At 67.3% G+C, this 18,970-nt stretch carries 21 protein-coding genes; 13 read left to right on the top strand and 8 right to left on the bottom strand.

The genetic code is table 11. The annotated features are described in order from the left end of the window. The 4 genes from guaB to guaA all read left to right on the top strand — a co-directional run. Positions 1 to 746, top strand: a 746-nt coding sequence (guaB, locus tag V7D28_RS02770) for an IMP dehydrogenase (RefSeq protein WP_333585830.1), incomplete at its 5' end; no start/stop codon positions are given. Positions 747 to 750: 4 nt separating this feature from the next. Continuing rightward, a complete protein-coding gene (locus V7D28_RS02765; protein WP_333585829.1) occupies positions 751 to 1,146 on the top strand; it encodes an MAPEG family protein in 396 nt (131 codons plus the stop codon). Positions 1,147 to 1,155: 9 nt separating this feature from the next. Continuing rightward, positions 1,156 to 2,436, top strand: a complete 1,281-nt coding sequence (locus V7D28_RS02760; RefSeq protein WP_333585828.1) for an RsmB/NOP family class I SAM-dependent RNA methyltransferase — start codon at positions 1,156 to 1,158, stop codon at positions 2,434 to 2,436. Between the two features lie 31 nt (positions 2,437 to 2,467). Next, positions 2,468 to 4,036 (top strand): glutamine-hydrolyzing GMP synthase, encoded by a 1,569-nt coding sequence (gene guaA, locus V7D28_RS02755; protein WP_333585827.1) that lies wholly within the window; start codon positions 2,468 to 2,470, stop codon positions 4,034 to 4,036. 6 nt (positions 4,037 to 4,042) lie between these two features. Here the strand turns inward: guaA and V7D28_RS02750 are convergent, their stop codons facing one another. From V7D28_RS02750 to V7D28_RS02725, 6 genes are all read right to left on the bottom strand, one after another. Further along, on the bottom strand, positions 4,043 to 4,639 hold the full coding sequence (locus tag V7D28_RS02750; protein WP_333585826.1) for a hypothetical protein: 597 nt from the start codon (positions 4,637 to 4,639) through the stop codon (positions 4,043 to 4,045). Between the two features lie 73 nt (positions 4,640 to 4,712). Next, a complete protein-coding gene (locus tag V7D28_RS02745; RefSeq protein ID WP_333585825.1) occupies positions 4,713 to 5,123 on the bottom strand; it encodes a DUF1801 domain-containing protein in 411 nt (136 codons plus the stop codon). Continuing rightward, positions 5,120 to 5,344 (bottom strand): hypothetical protein, encoded by a 225-nt coding sequence (locus tag V7D28_RS02740; RefSeq protein WP_333585824.1) that lies wholly within the window; start codon positions 5,342 to 5,344, stop codon positions 5,120 to 5,122. Before V7D28_RS02740 ends, V7D28_RS02745 begins: the two co-directional genes overlap by 4 nt. Continuing rightward, the gene (locus V7D28_RS02735; RefSeq protein WP_333585823.1) at positions 5,341 to 5,757 is read right to left on the bottom strand and encodes an SRPBCC family protein; all 417 of its coding nucleotides are present in this window, start codon (positions 5,755 to 5,757) and stop codon (positions 5,341 to 5,343) included. Before V7D28_RS02735 ends, V7D28_RS02740 begins: the two co-directional genes overlap by 4 nt. Beyond that, the gene (locus tag V7D28_RS02730) at positions 5,754 to 6,086 is read right to left on the bottom strand and encodes an ArsR/SmtB family transcription factor (RefSeq protein WP_333585822.1); all 333 of its coding nucleotides are present in this window, start codon (positions 6,084 to 6,086) and stop codon (positions 5,754 to 5,756) included. The genes V7D28_RS02735 and V7D28_RS02730 overlap by 4 nt, the downstream gene beginning before the upstream one ends. A 64-nt stretch (positions 6,087 to 6,150) precedes the next feature. Continuing rightward, positions 6,151 to 6,525 carry a hypothetical protein gene (locus V7D28_RS02725; protein ID WP_333585821.1) on the bottom strand — a complete coding sequence of 125 codons (375 nt, stop codon included), beginning with the start codon at positions 6,523 to 6,525 and terminating at the stop codon, positions 6,151 to 6,153. Between the two features lie 201 nt (positions 6,526 to 6,726). Here V7D28_RS02725 and V7D28_RS02720 point away from each other — a divergent pair, with 201 nt between their 5' ends. Beyond that, the gene (locus V7D28_RS02720) at positions 6,727 to 7,077 is read left to right on the top strand and encodes an ArsC family reductase (RefSeq protein ID WP_333585820.1); all 351 of its coding nucleotides are present in this window, start codon (positions 6,727 to 6,729) and stop codon (positions 7,075 to 7,077) included. Positions 7,078 to 7,136: 59 nt separating this feature from the next. Here V7D28_RS02720 and V7D28_RS02715 read toward each other — a convergent pair whose 3' ends face one another. Beyond that, entirely contained in the window at positions 7,137 to 9,941 is a 2,805-nt protein-coding gene (locus tag V7D28_RS02715) for a TonB-dependent receptor plug domain-containing protein (RefSeq protein WP_333585819.1), read from the bottom strand. A gap of 442 nt (positions 9,942 to 10,383) precedes the next feature. Here V7D28_RS02715 and V7D28_RS02710 point away from each other — a divergent pair, with 442 nt between their 5' ends. Continuing rightward, positions 10,384 to 10,887 (top strand): Lrp/AsnC family transcriptional regulator, encoded by a 504-nt coding sequence (locus tag V7D28_RS02710; RefSeq protein ID WP_333585818.1) that lies wholly within the window; start codon positions 10,384 to 10,386, stop codon positions 10,885 to 10,887. A 47-nt stretch (positions 10,888 to 10,934) separates the two neighbouring features. Here the strand turns inward: V7D28_RS02710 and V7D28_RS02705 are convergent, their stop codons facing one another. Next, on the bottom strand, positions 10,935 to 12,533 hold the full coding sequence (locus tag V7D28_RS02705; RefSeq protein ID WP_333585817.1) for an amidohydrolase: 1,599 nt from the start codon (positions 12,531 to 12,533) through the stop codon (positions 10,935 to 10,937). Positions 12,534 to 12,924: 391 nt separating this feature from the next. Between V7D28_RS02705 and V7D28_RS02700 the strand changes: the two genes are divergently transcribed. From V7D28_RS02700 to der, 7 genes are all read left to right on the top strand, one after another. After that, complete coding sequence (locus V7D28_RS02700) at positions 12,925 to 13,329, top strand: DUF6249 domain-containing protein (RefSeq protein ID WP_333585816.1); 405 nt, start codon at positions 12,925 to 12,927, stop codon at positions 13,327 to 13,329. 24 nt (positions 13,330 to 13,353) lie between these two features. After that, positions 13,354 to 13,935, top strand: coding sequence for an RNA polymerase sigma factor (locus V7D28_RS02695; protein ID WP_333585815.1), 582 nt, complete (start codon positions 13,354 to 13,356; stop codon positions 13,933 to 13,935). After that, positions 13,928 to 14,308, top strand: a complete 381-nt coding sequence (locus V7D28_RS02690) for a hypothetical protein (RefSeq protein ID WP_333585814.1) — start codon at positions 13,928 to 13,930, stop codon at positions 14,306 to 14,308. Before V7D28_RS02695 ends, V7D28_RS02690 begins: the two co-directional genes overlap by 8 nt. A 2-nt stretch (positions 14,309 to 14,310) precedes the next feature. Continuing rightward, the gene (gene panB / locus V7D28_RS02685; RefSeq protein WP_333585831.1) at positions 14,311 to 15,138 is read left to right on the top strand and encodes a 3-methyl-2-oxobutanoate hydroxymethyltransferase; all 828 of its coding nucleotides are present in this window, start codon (positions 14,311 to 14,313) and stop codon (positions 15,136 to 15,138) included. Between the two features lie 105 nt (positions 15,139 to 15,243). Continuing rightward, positions 15,244 to 16,002 carry a tetratricopeptide repeat protein gene (locus tag V7D28_RS02680; RefSeq protein ID WP_333585813.1) on the top strand — a complete coding sequence of 253 codons (759 nt, stop codon included), beginning with the start codon at positions 15,244 to 15,246 and terminating at the stop codon, positions 16,000 to 16,002. Next, on the top strand, positions 15,999 to 17,384 hold the full coding sequence (locus V7D28_RS02675; protein ID WP_333585812.1) for a PQQ-like beta-propeller repeat protein: 1,386 nt from the start codon (positions 15,999 to 16,001) through the stop codon (positions 17,382 to 17,384). Before V7D28_RS02680 ends, V7D28_RS02675 begins: the two co-directional genes overlap by 4 nt. Before the next feature lie 174 nt (positions 17,385 to 17,558). Further along, a partial coding sequence (gene der / locus V7D28_RS02670) for a ribosome biogenesis GTPase Der (protein ID WP_333585811.1) occupies positions 17,559 to 18,970 on the top strand: 1,412 nt, incomplete at its 3' end.

Raw genomic sequence — 18,970 nt, 5'->3', positions numbered from 1 at the left:
TGGACGTGGTGGTGATCGACACCGCCCACGGCCACAACGCCGACGTGGCCCGCGCCGTGGGCCGGGTGAAGGCCCAGTCCAATCGCGTCCAGGTCATCGCGGGCAATGTGGCCACCTATGAGGGCGCGCGCGCCCTGATCGACGCCGGCGCCGATGCGGTGAAGGTGGGCATCGGTCCAGGCTCCATCTGCACCACCCGCGTGGTGGCCGGCGTGGGCGTGCCCCAGTTGACCGCCGTGCTGGATGCGGTTCGCGCAGCGCAGGGCAGCGACGTGCCGGTGATCGCCGACGGCGGGATCAAGTACTCCGGCGACCTGGCCAAGGCCCTGGCGGCCGGAGCCCAGGCGGCCATGATGGGCTCGGTCTTCGCCGGTTGCGACGAGGCGCCGGGCGAGGTCTTCCTCTACCAGGGCCGGTCCTACAAGGCCTATCGGGGGATGGGCTCGCTGGCGGCCATGTCGCGGGGCTCCGCCGACCGCTACTTCCAGAAGGAAGTGTCGGATTCGCTGAAGCTCGTGCCCGAAGGGATCGAGGGCCAGGTGCCCTATAAGGGTCCCATCGCGCCCATCGTCCACCAGATGGTCGGCGGCCTGCGGGCGGCCATGGGCTATGTGGGCGCGGCCAATCTGGCGGACTTCAGCCAGCGGGCGCGGTTCATCCGCATCACCAATGCGGGCCTGCGCGAGAGCCATGTCCATGACGTGATGATCACCCGCGAGGCGCCCAACTATCCGAGCGGGATCTGAGCCCATGCAGATGGCCCTGGAACTTCAACTCCTGGCCGGGGCGGTCCTCATCGGCCTGGTCCAGCTGGGCTGGGCGGCGGCCGCGGCCCGCGCCCAGCAGGGCCTGAAGTGGGGCGCCGGCGCCCGGGACGAGCCGCGCCCCCTCGCAGGGGTGGCGGCCCGCCTGGACCGGGCGCTGAAGAACTTCCTGGAGACCTTCCCGCTTTTCGCCGTCCTGGTGATCGTCGCCTATCTCGGCGGGAAGCTGGGCGAGCTGACCCTATGGGGCAGCGTGCTCTATGTGGGGGCGCGAGCCCTCTATGCGCCGCTCTACGCCACAGGGGTCCCGGTGGTGCGCAGCCTGGTCTGGTTCGCCTCGCTGGTGGGCCTGGGTCTCATCCTGACGGCGATCTTCCTATGAGGCGCAGCTTTGCGTGACGGCGGACGCCTGGCCGCGGCCATTGAAGTTCTGGACGAGATTGAAACGCGTCACCGTCCCGTGCGCCTGGCCTTGAAGGCCTGGGGCGACCGGTCCCGTTTCGCCGGCGCCAAGGACCGCGCCTGGGTGTCGGGCCTGGTGCTGGATGTCCTGCGCAAGCGACGCTCCCTGGCCTGGCGGATGGGCGCCGAGGGTCCCCGGGCGGCGGCCCTGGCCGCCCTGGCCTTCGAATGGCGCTGGCCTGTGGAGAAGATCGCCGAGACCGCCGGCGAAGAACCCCATGGCCCCGGCCCCTTGACGGAAGCGGAGTGGTCGGCCCTGCGCGCCCCGCAGGATTTGGACGACGCCTCAGCGCCGGTTCGCGGCGACTATGCCGACTGGCTGGATGAGAGCTTCGCCCGCGCCTTCGGCGAGCGCCGGGCGGAGGAGGGCGCCGCGCTCGCCCGCCGGGCCCCTGTCGATCTGCGGGTGAACCGGCTGAAGAGCGACCCCACCCGGGCGCTGAAGGCTCTGGCCTCCCTCGATCCCCAACCCGCCGGGCGTCTGGCGGACGCCATTCGCCTGGCTGCGCCCGATCCGACCCGGCGCGGCGGCGCGGTGGAGACCATACCGGCCTTCTCCAAGGGCTGGTTTGAAGTGCAGGACCTCGGCTCGCAGATCGCTGCGGCCTGCGCCGGCGAGGTGGCGGGCAAGCAGGTGCTCGACCTCTGCGCCGGAGGCGGCGGCAAGACGCTGGCCCTGGCCGCGGCCATGGGAAACACCGGCCAGATCTACGCCTACGACTCCGACGCCCGTCGCCTCACCGACACCATCCGCCGCGGCGACCGCGCCGGGGTGCGCAACCTGCAGGTCCGGTCGCCGGTGGATCCTGATCCCCTCAAGGGGCTGGAGGGCCGGATGGACGTGGTCTTCATCGACGCCCCCTGCACGGGCTCCGGCTCCTGGCGGCGACACCCTGACACCAAATGGCGCCTGACCCCTGAGGCCCTGGCGAAGCGGACTGTGGATCAGGACACGGTGCTCGACGCCGGCGCGGCCTTCGCCAAGGTCGGGGGCCGGCTGGTCTATGTCACCTGCTCGGTGCTTCCGGAGGAGGACGAAGACCGCGTGGCCGCCTTCCTGGCCCGCACGGGCGGGACGTTCGCCGTGCGACCCGCCACCACCGATCCGGAACTCACCCCATTCCTGACGGCGCAAGGCTATCTGCGTCTGACCCCGGCCTCGGCCGACACCGACGGATTCTTCGTCGCCGTGCTGGAGCGCGCGCGATGACCCCCCAAAACCCCCCGCAAGGCCCGCTTTCATGACCGAAATCCTCGAGCCCAATCACGAACGCGTCCTGATCGTCGATTTCGGCAGCCAGGTGACCCAGCTGATCGCGCGCCGCCTGCGCGAGAGCGGCGTCTATTGCGAGATCCATCCCTTCGACAAGGTCGAGGATATGCTGGACGCGTTTGCGCCGAAGGCGGTGATCCTGTCCGGCGGCCCGGCCAGCGCCCATGAGGACGAGAGCCCCAAGGTGACGCCCAAGGTGTTCGAACTAGGCGTGCCGGTCCTGGGCATCTGCTATGGCGAAATGCACATGTGCGCCCATCTGGGCGGGGCGGTGGAGAGCGGCCACCACCGCGAGTTCGGGCGCGCCGAGATTCTGATCGAGCGGGAAAGCCCGCTCCTGGACGGCTTCGGCGGCGTCGGCGCCAAAGAGACCGTCTGGATGAGCCACGGCGACAAGATCACCGCCATCCCCGAGGGCTTCCACGTGGTGGCGGCCTCCGAGGGCTCGCCCTACGCCGTCATCGCCGACGAGGGGCGCCGGTTCTACGGAATCCAGTTCCATCCGGAGGTGGCCCACACCCCCCGCGGCGCCCTGATGCTGCGCAACTTCACCCACAAGATCGCCGGCCTGTCCGGCGACTGGACCATGAAGGCCTTCCGCCAGGAGATGGTGGAGCGCATCCGCGAACAGGTGGGCGACGGCAAGGTGATCTGCGGCCTGTCAGGCGGGGTGGATTCCTCGGTGGCGGCCGTCCTGATCCACGAGGCCATCGGTGATCAGCTGACCTGCGTGTTCGTCGACACCGGGCTGTTGCGCCTGAACGAGGCCGAGCAGGTCGTGACCATGTTCCGTGACCACTACAACATCCCGCTGATCCACGTTGATGCGTCGAAGGACTTCCTGGGCGATCTCGACGGCGTCTCCGATCCCGAGACCAAGCGCAAGACCATCGGCCGCCTGTTCGTCGACGTGTTCGACCGCGAGGCCGGCAAGATCGAGGGGGCGGAATTTCTCGCCCAGGGCACGCTCTATCCCGACGTGATCGAGAGCGTTTCGGCCCGCGGCGGCCCCTCCGCCGTCATCAAGAGCCACCACAATGTGGGCGGCCTGCCGGACTATATGAAACTCAAGCTGGTGGAGCCCCTGCGCGAGCTCTTCAAGGACGAGGTCCGGGCGCTGGGCGTGGAACTCGGCCTGCCGCCGGCCTTCGTGGGCCGCCATCCCTTCCCGGGGCCGGGCCTGGCCATCCGCATCCCCGGTGAAATCACCCCGGAGAAGGTGGCGGTCCTGCAGCAGGCCGACGCCATCTATCTGGATGAGATTCGCAAGGCCGGCCTCTACGACTCCATCTGGCAGGCCTTCGCCGTCCTGCTGCCGGTGAAGACCGTGGGCGTCATGGGCGACGCACGCACCTATGAAAACGTCTGCGCCCTGCGCGCCGTCACCTCCACGGACGGCATGACCGCGGACTTCTTCGAATTCCCCTGGGAGGTCCTGGGCCGCGCCGCCACCCGCATCATCAACGAGGTCCGCGGCGTCAACCGGGTCGTCTATGACGTGACGTCCAAGCCGCCGGGGACGATCGAGTGGGAGTAAAGGCGGCTAAATCTGGCGGGCGTGCTTGAGCGCCCGCGCCAGCAGGATCATGGCCGCCGGGAAGGTAAGGAGCCACAGCGCGCCCACATAGATCAGGTCGGGCCAGGCCAGCTGGCCGATCAGGGCCGGGGCGAGCAGGCCGTTGGCCACGAGGCTGATCTGCAGCCAGCGGCGGCCCGGGAAGGCCGGGGCGAGCAGGAGGGTGGCGAGGCTCATATAGGTATAACCCAGCAGATCGACGGCGGTGGCCGGCATGCCCGGCGTACAGCAGGCGGCCAGACCCACCACAGCGCCTGTCCCGGCGAGGTCGTGCGGGATGATAGAGCCCAGCTGAACCACATAAACCTGGCTGACATCGGCGGCGTAGAGGATGGACAGCGCCAGGGCCGACAGGCTCCAGACCTGACGTTCGCCCGGGGTGGCGGTATGCGCGGCCGCCATGGCCAGGACGAACAGCGGAGCCAGCGCCAGGGACGGCGCGAAGATCAGGATCCGGTCCCACGGGTCTGTGAGGACGCCCGCCACCTGCATCAGCTGAGGTACGCCATAGGCGATGGCGGCTCCCGCCGAAGCGCCCGCCATCCAGGTCCCGAACCGCGCCATCGTCCGCCTCCGCGATGACGAACAGTCCTTCAAGGTGGCCCAGTCCGCATTGAGCAGCATCAAAGAACGGCGGTCACATCCGCTCGCCAGGGAGTTGGCTGGCCTGACAGACCCAATCGACGAGCCTTGCCTCGTCGATGGCCTCGCCTTCATGGAGGTGCAGGTATCGGGTCTCGGCCGTCTTGGAGCTCACGGGGGGCTGAGGCCTGAGGCTTGTCCCGCGAAAGAATGCGACCTTCACATAGCGATTGAAACAATGCAGGCTGAGGAACCAGCCCTCGTCGCTGGCTCCATAGAGTGGGGAGTTCCACTTCACCGCTTTGCGCACCTCGGGCACAGCACCGCTGATCAGGGCGTCAAGCCGCTCAATAATCTCACGCTTCCAGCCCGGCGTAGCGGCGATAAAGGCCCTCACGGGCTCCTCGCCATAGCCTTTGGGGATTTGCGGATTACCGCCCGAGAGAAGCTTCGGTCGTTGGGTCAATTCGCCTCTCGCATAGCGCCATCCCTCCTGGCCCCGAGATAGGGCAGGGCGAAGAGATAGACCCCAGTGATCAGCAGGGGGATCAGGGGAACGAGGGCGAGGAAACCCACCCACATGATCTGCGCCCCGCTGAACATCACGGCGATGTTGGCGAGAACGGCCAGGGTGAAGGCCAGTGACAGCCATCGATGCAGTTTGCGGACGAACAGATTGAGGGTCATGCCTGCGGTTCCTCGTGCAGGAGTTGTTCCAGTCGATCGAGGAACCGCGGCCAACCGGCCGTCGCTCCCATCAGATAGCGCGGCTGGTCCCGGCGGAATCCGGTCTGCTCCATCCGCAGCCGCACGCCGCCCAGGATGGGGGTCAGGGTCCAGGTGACGACGGTGTCGAGCACGCCGTCCCCCCAACTGTAGCTGAGCGTGCGGCCGGGTTCGATCTCCAGCACCTCGCACGCCACCTCGCCCCAGTCGGCGGTGAAGGCGAACTTGCGCCCCAGGCTTGGCGCGAAGTCCGTGGCCATCAGCCACTCAGCCAGCAGGGCGGGCTCGGTCAGGGCGCGCCAGACGCGCGCCGGCGGATGGTTCAGATCGCGCTCCAGCACCACGGAGCGGAGTTGCGGGTTTGGCGCGGTCATTGGTCCATCCGGGACAGGAGGCTGTCCAGAGCGTCGAGACGCGAGGTCCAGAAGCCGGTCATCTGAACCGTCCAGTCCGTGAGGGGGGCGAGCGCCTCGGGACGGGCCTGATAGTGGGTCTGCCGCCCGGCCTGACGGTCGCTCACCAGACCGGCGGCCTTGAGCTGGGCGAGGTGTTTCGACACCGCCGGCTGGGAGACGCCTGCCTCCGAGGTGAGGGCGCCCACGGTCTGCTCTCCCCCACGACACAGATGTTCGAACAGGCCGCGCCGGGTAGGGTCGGCCAGGGCGCGGAGAATGGGGGAGGGATCAGGCGCGATCAAAGTCATAACTCGATGATTATGAGTAACTCATAATCAGTCGGTTATGGAACGGTCAAGGGGGCTCGGTCGCCTAGAACCGGCCCTCTGTCCGGCTGACGCCGATCGTGGCGCTGCCGCACTCGCCGATGCGATGGGTGACCACGCCGCCCACCTCGCGGTAGCCGCGGGTGCCGATCCCGGCCCAGACCTCGCCGGTAGGACGGCGCGGACCGCCGGCGCACCGGGTTGATCGGGCCGTATCACGCGTCTCGGGAACGCTTCGACCCTCAAGAATCCCCCGCGCCCATTCGCCGTGGGCCTGGGCGTCGGGACGGGGAAGCTGAGCGACAGGGGAACTGAGATCCACCGGCGAGTCCTGGGCGGCCGGCGGCGGCGCGCCAGTCTGGGCGGTAGCGATGGGCAGGTCCTGGGCCAGGGCCGGCGCGCCCGCCAACAGGGCCGCCAATCCTGCGATCAGGACGGCTGTGTGATGGCGGTGTCTGGAAAGGCGGAGAACCATTAGGGCAATCTCGCCCTCGACCTTGTCCTTATGAGGGCGGAAGCTGGGCCGTCTGGCCGCCGGTGATCGGTTGGCGGCCGGCTGGGAGAGGGCTATGTCGAGCGCCATCCCGCCGCGAACCTTGCGCCCCGTTCGGAGCTGATCACGATGGCCGTCCACCTCTATGGCATCCGCAACTGCGACACGATGAAGAAGGCGCGGACCTGGCTCGACGCCCAGGGCGTCGATTACGTGTTCCACGACTACAAGGTTGAAGGGGCGGACGCCGCCTGGCTTCGCGGCCTGGTTGACAAGGTCGGCTGGGAGGCGGTGCTGAACCGCGCCGGGACGACCTTTCGCAAGCTCCCGGAGGCCGAGCGCTCCGGCCTCGACGCGGAGAAGGCCATCGCCCTGATGGTCGCTCAGCCCTCAATGATCAAGCGTCCGGTGCTGGTGGCGGGCGAGGAGATCCGGCTGGGCTTCAAGCCCGATGTCTATGGGGCGCTCTTCAAGGGCTGAACGACAAGGAGCGCCGGCCCTGCGGCCGACGCTCCTCGCATTCGAGCAGATCCTGTCGCCTAGAAGGACAGGCGCAGGCCCACCCGGAAGGTGCGGCCCAGCACGTCGTAGAGCGTGCGGTTGGTTTGCAGATAGGCCACGGTGTTTTCCGCCCCCAGGCTGGCCGGGTTGGCCGTTAGGGCGGGGTCGGTGTTGAACAGGTTCTTGATCGAGATGTAGGCCTCGCCGGACGCGCCGGAGTCGCCCAGGTCGAAGCCGTAGGTGGCCGAGACGTCGAAATAGAGCGCCCCGTCGATGTGGTTGTCGTTGATGGTGTAGTAGGGCGCCGTCAGGGTCGGGCAGGCCGACTGACACTCGGTATAGGCGTTGCTGATCACCCCGTCGCTCACCCCCCTGGCGGTGAGGTTAAAGCTCCAGGGATCGATCTTGTAGAAGGCCGAGACCCGATACACCCAGTCCGGGGTGGAGCTGACATTGGAGCCGGCCAGGTTGATGGCGGTCACCCCGTCGTCGGTGATGTTCTCCAGATAGTTGGTGGCCTGGGCGCGGATGCTGAAGTCGCCCGGCGCGCCGGGAATGAAGGTGTCCAGCGAGCCGCGGTAGGAGGCTTCGATGTCCAGACCCTTGGCCTTCAGGCTGTTCAGATTGTCATAGAAGAGATCGATGACGCTGAGCGCACCATTGGTGAACTTCAGCTGGCTGCAGTAGCGCTGGACATTGTTGATATAGCAGTAGTCGGCCACCTGCTGGGCGGTGACGAAGCTGATCACCCCTTCGACCTGAATGTCGTAATAGTCGATGGAGGCGGCGAAGCCGGGCAGGAAGCGCGGCTCGACCACCATGCCGACGCCGAAGCCGTCGGCGACTTCGGGGGCCACATTGGGATTGCCCTGGAGGTTCTGAACGAAGGGCGTCGAGACCCCGGCGATGGAGACCGAATTGCTTCGCGCCGTGCCGGTGTCGAACAGTTCGCTCATGTTCGCCGCCCGGATATCCCGAGAGGCGGAGCCGCGGAACTTCAGGTCCGGAATGGGCGAATAGGTGAGGCCGGCCTTCCAGGTGGTGACGCCGCCGGACGTGCTGTAGCGGGTGTAACGGACGGCGCCGTTGAAATCGAGGCCGTCAAAAATCGGCACCAGGGCTTCGACATAACCTTCGGTCACGTCGTATTCGCCGGTGGTGACTTTGTAGTTTCCGTACTTCCAGCCGTCACGATACTGCGGATCCACCGAGCCGGACATCTGCTCCTTGCGGTACTCCCCGCCGAAGGCGATGTCGATGGGGCCGGCCCAGCCGGGCAGGTCGGTGGCGAAGTTCACCGCAGCCACGTCCTGGGTGAACTCTTGCAGGCGCAGCGGCTCGCCGAGCACATAGTCGAGCGCCGCCTGGCTCGCGACCCCGATGCCGAAGCGGTTCAGCGGCACGCAGCCATTGGTGGGATTGGTCAGGGTCGAGCGACAGACGATCTGGCCGGTGGCGGGATTGACCACCGCATCGGTGGCCAGCGCCAGGCGGGCGGTGTTCCAGGTGGCGGTCAGTTCCTCGCGGGTCTTGGTCACGCCGTGCTGGTAGTAGGCGTCCCAGCTGAAGTCGCGGCCAAGGGCGGAGAAGTCTCCGTCGGCGCCCACCACATAGCGCTCGGTCTCGCGCACGTTCTGGCTGCCCGACCAGGGAATGTCGGCGTTGGACGTGCCCATCACGAAGGAGGTGAGGCCAAGCGCGGTCATCTGGGACCGCACCGACGCGGGCAGGAAGGCGTTGTCCGAGCGGATGGTGATGCCCGTGTGGGTCGGCTGGATGTAGTAGCTCAGGCCTTCATACTTGGCGTAGGAGGCCTGGCCGAACACCGAAAGCGACGGGCTCACCTCATAGCTCACCCGAGCGAAGTAGCTGTCGCGGCTCTCGTCGGGCAGGAGGGAGTTGGTCCCGTTCATGCCGGAGGATGTGTATTCCCAGTCGCCGCCGACCATCCACTGGCCGGAAACCTGGCCGTAGGCGAGCTGGCTGACCTGGCCGTTGACCCCGAAATAAGTGCCCCGCAGGGGACCGGCCGTGATCAGGCCGCCCGGCGTGTAGGCCGAGATGCCCACCTGGTCGGCCACGATGTAGAAGGGCGCGCCGGCCGCGGTGTTGGGATTGCGGATGGCGAAATGGCCGCCCTTGTTCCAGTCGCGGCTGACCCCGTGGATCCCCGTCTGGCTGACGGTTTCGGCGCTGAGCAGGATATGGCCGCGGCCATCGGCGAAGGCCGAGCCGGCCGTGAAGTTATACTTCCAGTTTTCGCCGTCTTCGTAAGTTGTTTCACCGTATTCGGCCGTCATCTTCAGGCCGGTATAGGTCTTGTCCAGGATGAAGTTGACCACCCCGCCGACGGCGTCGGAGCCATAGGCCGAGGAGGCGCCGCCAGTCACCACTTCCACGCGGCTGATCAGCGACTGTGGGAAGGTGTTGGTGTCCACCTGGCCGGTGGCGGCCGACACCACGGAGCGCTGACCGTCGAACAGCACGAGGGTCCGCCCCGTGCCAAGCGCCCGCAGGTTCAGGGCGCTGATGCCGGCCGCGCCGTTGCTGAGCGATCCGGAGGAGTTGGAGGCCGTGGCCGAGCCGGCGACCGAGGGCAGGGTGTTGACGAAATCGGCGATGTTGGCCGGAGCGGCGGCCTGAATCTCCTCAACCCCAAGGACGTTGACGGGGGTTGGGGCGTCATAGCCGTCGCGCACGATGCGCGAGCCGGTGACGACCACTTCCTGAAGTTCACTGCTCGCGGTGGACTGGGCCAATGCCGGGGCCGCGGAGGCGGCGAGGGCCGCAGCGCTCACGGTGCAGAAGATGCGACGGCGGAGATGAGAGACGGGCTTGTTCATGTTCTGACGTTTCTGAAGTCTGGACCCACTGGCGACCGGGCGAGCCGAACCGGCCGCCGCATCAGGCGACGGGGTCCGACCGTCGGAAGCGGTCTGGATCGGGTGTTTCGGGGAGGAGCGGCGCCTTCGCGCCCTACGGTCTGGCTAGGCGGGCCTAGTCAGGGCGACAGCCAGGGAAAGGGTCGCCAGGCGCGTCGGTCGCGCGCCAGCTGGAAAGAATGGCTTCGGAATGTTCGACCACACATGGAGACTGCCCCCAGTTTGATGTCCAATGCGTCGAGTTTCGGCGATCCTCGCGCAGCTCTTCTCGAACTGCCCCCTTCGAACGCCTAACTTGCTATAACAGCGTAGTTTCAATTCCACCCTTGCCGGCGCCCAATTGAGGGGTCTCTTATGAAAAAAGAGAAAGTGCCGCCGAATTGCGCAACGAAAAAGGGAACTCATGTCGAAATTCGAACATGTTGGCCTCGACGCGATTGATTTCCAAATATTGAAGGAGCTGTCGGCCGATGGTCGGATTTCCGATGTCTTGCTGGCCGAGAAAATCAGCCTGTCGAGCACGGCGGTGGCCCGCAGACGAAAGATATTGGAAGATAGGGGGGCGGTGCGGAGTTACTCCGCGGACCTGAACCTGCCAATGCTGGGGTTCAGCGTGGTGGTATTCGTCGCGATCGAACTTAGCTCTCAGGCCGAAGGCGTTCTGAATGAATTTGAACGCGAAGTGGTCAAGTGTCCTTCGGTATCCTACTGCGGGTTCGTATCCGGTGATACCGACTTCCTCATCATGCTCAACGTCGAGTCATTTGAGGACTATGACCGGGTTTACCGGCGGGAACTTTCAAAGCTTCCCCATGTGTCCAGGATCCGAAGCAGCTTCGTGATCCGCGAGGTGACCCACCGCACCACGCCGCCCATCGTGTTCGAGGATGTGGACAGCGGACGCTGAACGGGCCGGCGCCCTGCGCAAGGGGATACGCAGGGCGCCGCTTGGGACTACTTCTTCGCCGGAAGGTTGGGGTAGGCGATCCCAAGTTGGTCGAGATAGGTCGCGTAGCGGGTCGGGTCGTAATAGAGCGGCTCCATCTTGGGCCGCATGCGCGCCATGATGTCCTCGTTCAGGTGGATGGCCGGCATGTCGGTGGGGGCCAGGACCGGATCATACTTCTGGTCGCGGAGTTGGACGTTCTGGAAGTAGTCCTTGGCCTCGGCCACCAGGCTGGGCGTGGTGGCGATGTCCAGGATGGTCATGGCGACGGCCTTGGCCCCCACCACGACGCCCTTGTGGGCGATCGGCGTCGCCATGGCGATGGCGGCGGTCACGTGGTGGCCGATGGTGTTGGGAATGTTGGACGGGAAGCGCACCGTGATGGTGGGCACATTCCACATGATGTCGCCGATGTCATCGGATCCCCCGCCCATGGAGGCGCCGCGGTTCTCCGGTGTGGACAGGTCCCCGACCGTGGTCGCCAGCGGTTCGATGCGAAGATGGTTGGCTTCCTGCACCGCCCGGGCGAAGGCCTGATCGGCCTCCGTCCATTCCGGCATGCCGACGGCGCGGATATTGGCGTAGGCGGCTTCGGCCAGGGGCTTGTTGCCGTAGTTGGGGGCGGCGTAGCCCAGGACCTTGCGCTCCACCTGGGTGTCGGTGGCCATGGCGGCGGCTTCGGAGATCCGGTTGCCGATCTCGTACAGGCCGCGGATGCTGGAGAATTCCTGCTCCCGGAAATAGTACCAGACGCTGGCCTTCCCGGGGACGATGTTGGGCTGACCGCCGCCATCGGTGATCACATAGTGGGAGCGCTGGGTCACCGGCAGGTGCTCCCGCCGCATGTTCCAGGCCATGTTCATCAGTTCCACCGCGTCGAGCGCGCTGCGCCCGGCCCAGGGCGCGCCGGCGGCGTGAGAGGTCTTGCCGGTGAAGGTGTATTCCACCGACACCATGCCGTTGTTGCCCATCGGCCCCCAACCTGTGCCCAGGTCGCGGCTCACATGGGTGAAGATGCTGGCGTCCACGTCCTTGAACATGCCGGCGCGGACGAAGAAGGCCTTGGTGGCCAGCAGTTCTTCGGCCACCCCGGGCCAGATCATCAGGGTTCCGGGGATGTTGTTCTGCTCCATCACCTCCTTGGCGGCCAGGGCGGCGACGACGATGAGCGGCATGCCGGAATTGTGGCCCTCCCCGTGGCCGGGCGCGCCCTCGATTTGCGGCTTGATTTCGGGTGAGCCGGGCACCTGGGACAGGCCCAGAAGCGCGTCGATATCGCTGCCGAGCGCGATCTTCGGGCCGCCGGAGCCCCAGGTGGCGGTCCAGGCCGTGGGGATGCCCGCGACGCCGCGCTCGATCTTGAACCCGTTCTGCTCAAGAATGCCGGTGATGTAGGCCGAGGTGCGATGCTCCTGGAAACCTGGCTCGGCGAAGCTGTAGATGGAATCGACCATCTCCTGAACCAGCTTGGTCCGGGCTTCGACGCCAGCGGCGGCGGCGGCCTTCATCTCTGGCGGCGCCTCGGCCTGAGCGGCCATGGGCGCCCAAAGCGCGGTGGCGAGCAGAAGTGCGGCCAGTGTTTTCGTGCGGCGTGCGGCGGTGATCATATTCCCCCAGTCCTTCGGTCCCTGGATCCCTGCGCTGGCCGATACGGCAGGATGAGCCGCGAGGCCGATGCGCTCTTTGAGCGAGTTGAGCGCAGGAATTCCAACTGAAAGCCTGCCAAAAGTTGGAAAAGCAGCAGGCAATGGCAGGCGAGCACACAAAAAACGGCGTGTAAACGCGCGGCCGGCCTAGGTCGGCGCAATTCGTTCCCGCACGGACCCGATGACGAAAAAATACGCGACTGCGGGACGCAGTCGCGCAGACCCCGTGCGCCTGCCCGACCGCTGATTCATGACCAAGATTTCATGCCCTGGCTTGCATCTGTCTTGGCGCGTGCGCGCCCCTTATGATCTGACGGGGCGCCAACGGGCCCCAAAGGAGAGGAAGAACCTCATGGACGTCGCCATCGCCGGGATCATCTCCGGCGTCATGCACACCCTCGTCATCTTCAGCGCTGTGGTGGCCATCGTCGTCATTCCGCGCTGGCTGAAGGCGAAGGAGCGCGAGAACCTGCACCGCACCATCCAGGCGGCCTACGACAAGGGCCAGCAGTTGCCGCCGGAGCTGATCGCGGCCCTGACGCAGGATGTGAAGGTCAAGCCCAAGCCGTCGCCGGAACGCGACCTGCGCACGGGCATCATCTGGCTGGGCGTCGCCGTTGGTCTCGCGGCCTTCGGTTGGGCCGTCGGGTTCGAGGAGCCGGACGCCACCTACATCTTCCTGGGCATCGCCGCCTTCCCGGGCTTTATCGGCCTGGCCTTTGTGATCATGTCTTTCATCGGCCGGGGCCGCGACTGACGACGCGCGTATCGGGGCAGGCCCATGACGGGCGTTCAAAGACATCGGCACAGTAGTCTGCACGACGTGGAACTGGCGCAGCTTTCAGCCGGAGGTGACCGAGCGGCCTTCGGCGAGCTCGTGCGCCGGCACGGGGCGTCCGTGCGCGCCCTGATGCGCCGCATGGGGGCGGCGGTGTCTGAGGCCGACGACCTGGCCCAGGACGCCTTCATCCTGGCCTTTCAATCCATCGCCGACTTCCGCGGGGAGGGGGCGTTCGAGGGCTGGATCAAGAAGATCGCCGCGCGCCTGTGCAGCCGCAGGCTCCAGCGCGACCGCCGGCTCCGCGCCCTGCTGGAATCGGCGGCTGACGATCCGCCTGCGCCTGGCCCGGCCGACGCCGCGGCCAGGCTTGATCTCGACGAGGCCCTGAAACGGCTGGGGGAGGCTGAGCGCATCTGCGTCAGCCTCTGCTATGGGGCCGGCCTGACCCATAGCGAGGCCGCCGACGCCTTGAACCTGCCCCTCGGAACGGTCAAATCCCACGTGAAGCGGGGTCTCGACCGGATGAAGCTGCAGCTCTCCATCCAGGAGTTGGACCGGCAAGGGAGGCGCGGCGATGTCTGAGGTGGAGTTTGACCGCGCCCTGGAGCGGATGTTCCGCGAAACGCCCCCAATTTCGGACAACGAGGTCTTCGTCGCGCGGGTGGCCCGCCGGCTGGAGCGGGGCTGGGCCGCCCGGCGGATGCTCATCGGCGCAGCAGGCCTGGTGGGCGGAGTCATCGGCGCCAGCCAGCTGATCATGTCCAACCTGCTGGGTCGGGCGGAGTTCACCGGGGCGGACTCGACCCGGATCGTCACCTCCAGCGTGCGCCAACTCGCCCCGCAGCTGGACTGGCTGTTCAGTCGGCCTGCGGGCGTCGAAACCATCTGGGTGGCCGCGGGCCTGGCGCTGCTGGCGCTGGGCTTCGCTGTGACCCGCATCATCGAGGAGCTCTGACCCTGTCCGCTCAACGCCAGGAGACGGTCCGCCGCCTTACCGCCCCGGACATCGCCGCTCGCAAGGGCCAGACGCCCGTCGTCTGCCTCACCGCCTACACCGCGCCCATGGCCGAGCTGCTGGACGAGGCCTGCGACCTGCTGCTCGTGGGCGATTCGGTGGGGATGGTGGTGCATGGCCTCCCCAACACGGTGGGCGTGACCCTGGATATGATGATCCTGCATGGCCAGGCCGTCATGCGCGGCTCGCGGCGGGCCATGGTGGTGGTCGACATGCCCTTCGGCTCCTACGAGGGCTCTCCGGAGGAAGCCTACGCCAATGCGGCCCGGGTGATGAAGGAGACCGGCGCCCAGGCGGTGAAGGTCGAGGCGGGGTCGGCGGTGGTGGACACCATCGACTTCCTGGTGCGGCGCGGCATTCCGGTGATGGGACATGTCGGGTTGCGGCCGCAGGCGGTGCTGGTGGACGGCGGTTTCCGCGCCAAGGGCAAGGGCGAGGACGAACGGGCCCGCATCCTGGCCGAGGCCAAGGCCACGGCGGAGGCCGGAGCCTTTTCCCTGGTGGTGGAGGGCGTGGCTGAAGGCCTTGCCCGCGAGATCACCGAGGCGGTCCAGGTCCCCACCATCGGCATCGGCGCCTCCGCCGGCTGCGACGGGCAGATCCTGGTGACCGACGACATGCTGGGCCTGTTCGACTGGACGCCGAAGTTCGTGCGCCGTTACGCCGATCTGCGCGGGGAGATCAGCCAGGCGGTTCAGGCCTATGCCGAGGATGTGAGGGCGAGGCGTTTTCCCGGACCTGGGGAAACCTATTTCGCCAAGGCCGGATAGGGCGCGAACCTGATGGGGACGGTCATCAGAGCCGCCGTTGCGGCGCGGCGGCTTGCGCTATAGGTTCGCCGCCTCTTTCGTCGCCTGAGCGCGGAGTTCCCATTCGTGACTGACGTTTTTGAAGAGGTCGAGGAGCAGCTTCGCGCCGACCGCTACAAGACGCTCGCCCTTCGCGCCCTGCCTTATGTGCTCGGAGCCCTTGTGCTGGCCCTGGCCATCGCCCTGGGAACCTGGGGCTGGACGAGTTGGCGCAGCGGCAAGATCGCCGAGGCGTCCGAGCTCTACGATCAGGGCATCGCCGCCGTGCAGGAAGACAACCTGCCCCGCGCCACCGAACTGTTCACCCAGGTGGCGGACCTGTCCCCTGACGGCTACGGAGCCCTGGCCCTGATGCAGCTGGGCGGGCTGAAGCTGTCCGAGGACGATGTCCCCGGCGCCGTGGCCCTGTTCGACCAGGCCGCCGAACGGGCCCCGGACGAGGTGATCGGCGACGCCGCCCGCCTCAAATCCGCCTTGGCCCTGCTGGATACGGCGTCGCTGGATGACATGAAGGCGAGGCTGCAGCCCTTGACGCAGGAAGGTCGCCCCTACCGCGCCCAGGCGCTGGAGGCCCTGGCCTTCGCCCGCATCATGGGGGGCGAGATGGACGAGGCGCGCGCCGACTTCGGGGTGATCGCGCTGATGCCTGGCGCTTCGGACCTGTCGCGGCGCCGCGCCCAGGCCGCCCGCGCGCTTATCGAATCCGGTTCGGCGCAGGTCCTGCCCGAGGCCGTCAAGGCGGCCATGGCCCTGGACCAAGCCGCCCCCGCCACTGACGACGCGGCCGCCCCGGCGCCGCAACAGCAAGGTTCCGCCGCCCAATGATGACTTCCCGCCTTCCGCTGGTCGCCCTTCTCCTGGCCGGCTCGGTCGCCATCAGCGGTTGCTCGACCATCAACCGCCTCAATCCGTTTGACCGCGATGACGGCCCGCAGGAGATCGCGGGCGAGGGCGAGCGCATCTCCATCATCGCCTTCGACCAGACGATTGAGCCCTCCGAGCTCCTGCGCGGCGCGGACTTCTTCCTGCCCACGCCCTACAGCCGCGCGGCCTGGCCCCTGCCGGGCGGCTCGCCGGAACAGTCGGTGGAGCACGTCGAAGGGTCGGTCGGCCTGAACGTCGCCTGGCGTCGGGGCTTCGGCCAGGGTTCGGGCCGCGGCCATCATGTGACGGCGCCGCCGGTGATCGCCGACGGCAAGGTTTTCGTCATGGACGGCTCGGCCCAGGTGTCGGCCATCGACGCCCGGTCGGGCCAGGTTGTCTGGTCCCGCGACCTTCAACCGCCCCGGCGCGATGAGCGTGAGGGCTTCGGCGGGGGCGTGGCCTATTCGGCCGGCAAGCTCTATGTCACCTCAGGCTACCGGTTCGTGGCCCGGCTGGACGCCGCCTCCGGCGCCGAAGAGTGGCGTCGGGCCACCGAGCAGCCGATCCATGCGGCGCCGACCGTGACCGCCGGCCGCGTCATGGCGGTGACCATCGACAACACCCTGCTGACCTTCGAAACCGCCACCGGGATTCCCAGCTGGACCTATCAGGCGCTCTCGGAGCCCGCGCGCATCCTCGGGGCCTCCAGCCCGGCGGTGTCGGGCGACACCGTGGTGGCCTCGTTCAGCTCCGGCGAACTGGTGGCCCTGCGGGCGGCCAACGGCAACGATCTGTGGAGCGAGGGTCTTTCGCGGGCGAGCCGCACCAACGCCCTGTCCGAAATCCGCGACATTGTCGGTCGACCGGTGATCTACCGGGGCGACGTGTTCGCCGCCAGCCACTCGGGCGCCTTCTCGGCCATCGATCTGCGCACGGGCGCGGCGCGCTGGACCCTGCCGGTGGTGGCGATCACCACCCCCTGGCCCGCGGGCGACGTGGTCTATGTGGTGTCCAAGTCGGGCGAACTCATCTGCGTCTCGCGGGAGACCGGTCAGGTCTACTGGATCCGCGACCTCAATGAGGGGGTTTCGGCGCGCAAGACGGGCGGCTTCTTCGGTATCGGCGGCCAGCCGGCGGCCAAGCCGATCTGGACCAGCCCCCTGCTGGTCTCCAACAAGCTCGTCCTGGGCTCGTCTGAGGGCCAGCTGGCCGTCGTGGACGCCAAGACCGGTGCGGTGGAGCGTCGCCAGAGCGTCGGCTCCGCCGTCCTGATCGACCCCATCGCCGTGGATGGGACCATCTATGTGGTCACTGATTCGGCGCAGCTGCTGGCGTTGCGCTAAGGCTGACTGTTTCGTCCGACCGGACGTATTTTCTCGGGCCCCTTCAGCCTTGCCGGCTGGAGGGGCCTGTTCTGTTCGCCTCTCCCCAGGACGGGACAGACGTGACAGGATTCAACTCGACTCCGCCCGGTCGGCCCCCGCCGTCCCGGGTCCTATGCCGCGCCAGGGAGCGCCATGCCGCTTAAGATCGCCATTGTCGGCCGCCCGAACGTAGGCAAGTCGACCCTGTTCAACCGCCTTGCGGGTCGCAAGCTGGCCATCGTCGATGACCAGCCGGGCGTGACCCGCGACCGCCGCTTCGCCACGGGCCGCCTGGGCGACATCGATCTCGAGCTGATCGACACCGCCGGCTTTGAGGACGTCACAGACGAGAGCCTGGAGGCGCGTATGCGCCGCCAGACCGAACTGGCCATCGCCGAGGCCGACCTCGCCCTGTTCGTCATGGACTCCCGCGAAGGCGTCGCGCCCCTGGACGAGGTGTTCGGTGAAATCCTGCGCCGCAGCAGCAAGCCCGTCATCCTGATCGCCAACAAGGCCGAGGGACGGCAGGGCGAGGCCGGCACGATGGACGCCTTCCGCCTGGGCTTTGGGGAGCCGGTGCCCCTTTCGGCGGAGCACGGCGAAGGCATGGCCGACCTCTATGCCGCCGTTCTGGCCGCGGTCCCTTCGGCCGGCGAGGACGAGGAAGAGGAACTGGGCGACAAGCCTGTGCGTCTGGCCATTGTCGGGCGCCCCAACGCCGGCAAGTCCACCCTGGTGAACCGCCTGATCGGCGAGGATCGCCTGCTCACGGGGCCCGAGGCCGGCATCACCCGCGACGCCATTCCCGTGGACTGGACCTGGGACGATCGCGCTGTGCGGCTGGTGGACACCGCAGGCCTGCGCCGCAAGGCCAAGGTGCAGGAGAAACTCGAGCGGCTTTCCACCCAGGACACCATCCGCGCCATCACCTTTGCCGAGGTGGTCCTGCTGGTGATGGACGCCACCCACCCCCTGGAAATCCAGGACCTGCAGATCGCCGACCTGGTGGAGCGCGAGGGCCGCGCCTTGGTCTTCGTCCTGGCCAAATGGGATCTGGTGGAGGATCCCCAGGTCCGGCTCAAGGAGCTGCAGGAAGAGGTGTCGCGCAAGCTGCCTCAGGTTCGGGGCGCGCCCATGATCGCCCTGTCGGCCGAGACGGGCCGCAACCTGGACCGGCTGATGCCTGCAGTCTTCAAGGCCCATGCGGACTGGTCGACCAAGGTGAAGACCCGCGACCTGAACGACTGGCTGGCCATGGCCGTGCAGCGTCACCCGCCGCCGTCGGTGAATGGTCGTCGCGTCAAACCCAAGTACATCGCTCAGACCAAGGCGAGACCCCCCACCTTCGTGCTGTTCGCCAGCCGCGCCAGCCAGCTGCCTGACAGCTACAGGCGCTATCTGATCCACTCGATCCGCGAGAGCTTCGACCTGCCGGGGGTTCCCGTGCGGCTGACCGTCAAATCCGGCTCAAACCCTTATGCGGATGGCGAAGGGGGTGGCCGAGGCCCCGCCAAGACGGCCCCGCGCAAGGCCAAGCCGTCCGCCAAATCTCCGGCCAAGCCATC

The sequence above is a fragment of the Phenylobacterium sp. genome (assembly GCF_036723115.1).
Lineage (GTDB): Bacteria > Pseudomonadota > Alphaproteobacteria > Caulobacterales > Caulobacteraceae > Phenylobacterium.
This window is presented reverse-complemented; position numbering and strand designations above follow the sequence as displayed.

Coding starts and splice junctions, on each gene's coding strand:
- V7D28_RS02740 (WP_333585824.1), bottom strand. CDS start 5,344: ATGACCCTCAATCTGTTCGTCCGCAAACTGCATCGATGGCTGTCACTG.
- V7D28_RS02690 (WP_333585814.1), top strand. CDS start 13,928: ATGTCTGAGGTGGAGTTTGACCGCGCCCTGGAGCGGATGTTCCGCGAA.
- V7D28_RS02710 (WP_333585818.1), top strand. CDS start 10,384: ATGTCGAAATTCGAACATGTTGGCCTCGACGCGATTGATTTCCAAATA.
- guaA (WP_333585827.1), top strand. CDS start 2,468: ATGACCGAAATCCTCGAGCCCAATCACGAACGCGTCCTGATCGTCGAT.
- V7D28_RS02765 (WP_333585829.1), top strand. CDS start 751: ATGCAGATGGCCCTGGAACTTCAACTCCTGGCCGGGGCGGTCCTCATC.
- V7D28_RS02705 (WP_333585817.1), bottom strand. CDS start 12,533: ATGATCACCGCCGCACGCCGCACGAAAACACTGGCCGCACTTCTGCTC.
- V7D28_RS02720 (WP_333585820.1), top strand. CDS start 6,727: ATGGCCGTCCACCTCTATGGCATCCGCAACTGCGACACGATGAAGAAG.
- V7D28_RS02715 (WP_333585819.1), bottom strand. CDS start 9,941: ATGAACAAGCCCGTCTCTCATCTCCGCCGTCGCATCTTCTGCACCGTG.
- V7D28_RS02735 (WP_333585823.1), bottom strand. CDS start 5,757: ATGACCGCGCCAAACCCGCAACTCCGCTCCGTGGTGCTGGAGCGCGAT.
- V7D28_RS02730 (WP_333585822.1), bottom strand. CDS start 6,086: ATGACTTTGATCGCGCCTGATCCCTCCCCCATTCTCCGCGCCCTGGCC.
- V7D28_RS02700 (WP_333585816.1), top strand. CDS start 12,925: ATGGACGTCGCCATCGCCGGGATCATCTCCGGCGTCATGCACACCCTC.
- V7D28_RS02750 (WP_333585826.1), bottom strand. CDS start 4,639: ATGGCGCGGTTCGGGACCTGGATGGCGGGCGCTTCGGCGGGAGCCGCC.
- V7D28_RS02695 (WP_333585815.1), top strand. CDS start 13,354: ATGACGGGCGTTCAAAGACATCGGCACAGTAGTCTGCACGACGTGGAA.
- V7D28_RS02675 (WP_333585812.1), top strand. CDS start 15,999: ATGATGACTTCCCGCCTTCCGCTGGTCGCCCTTCTCCTGGCCGGCTCG.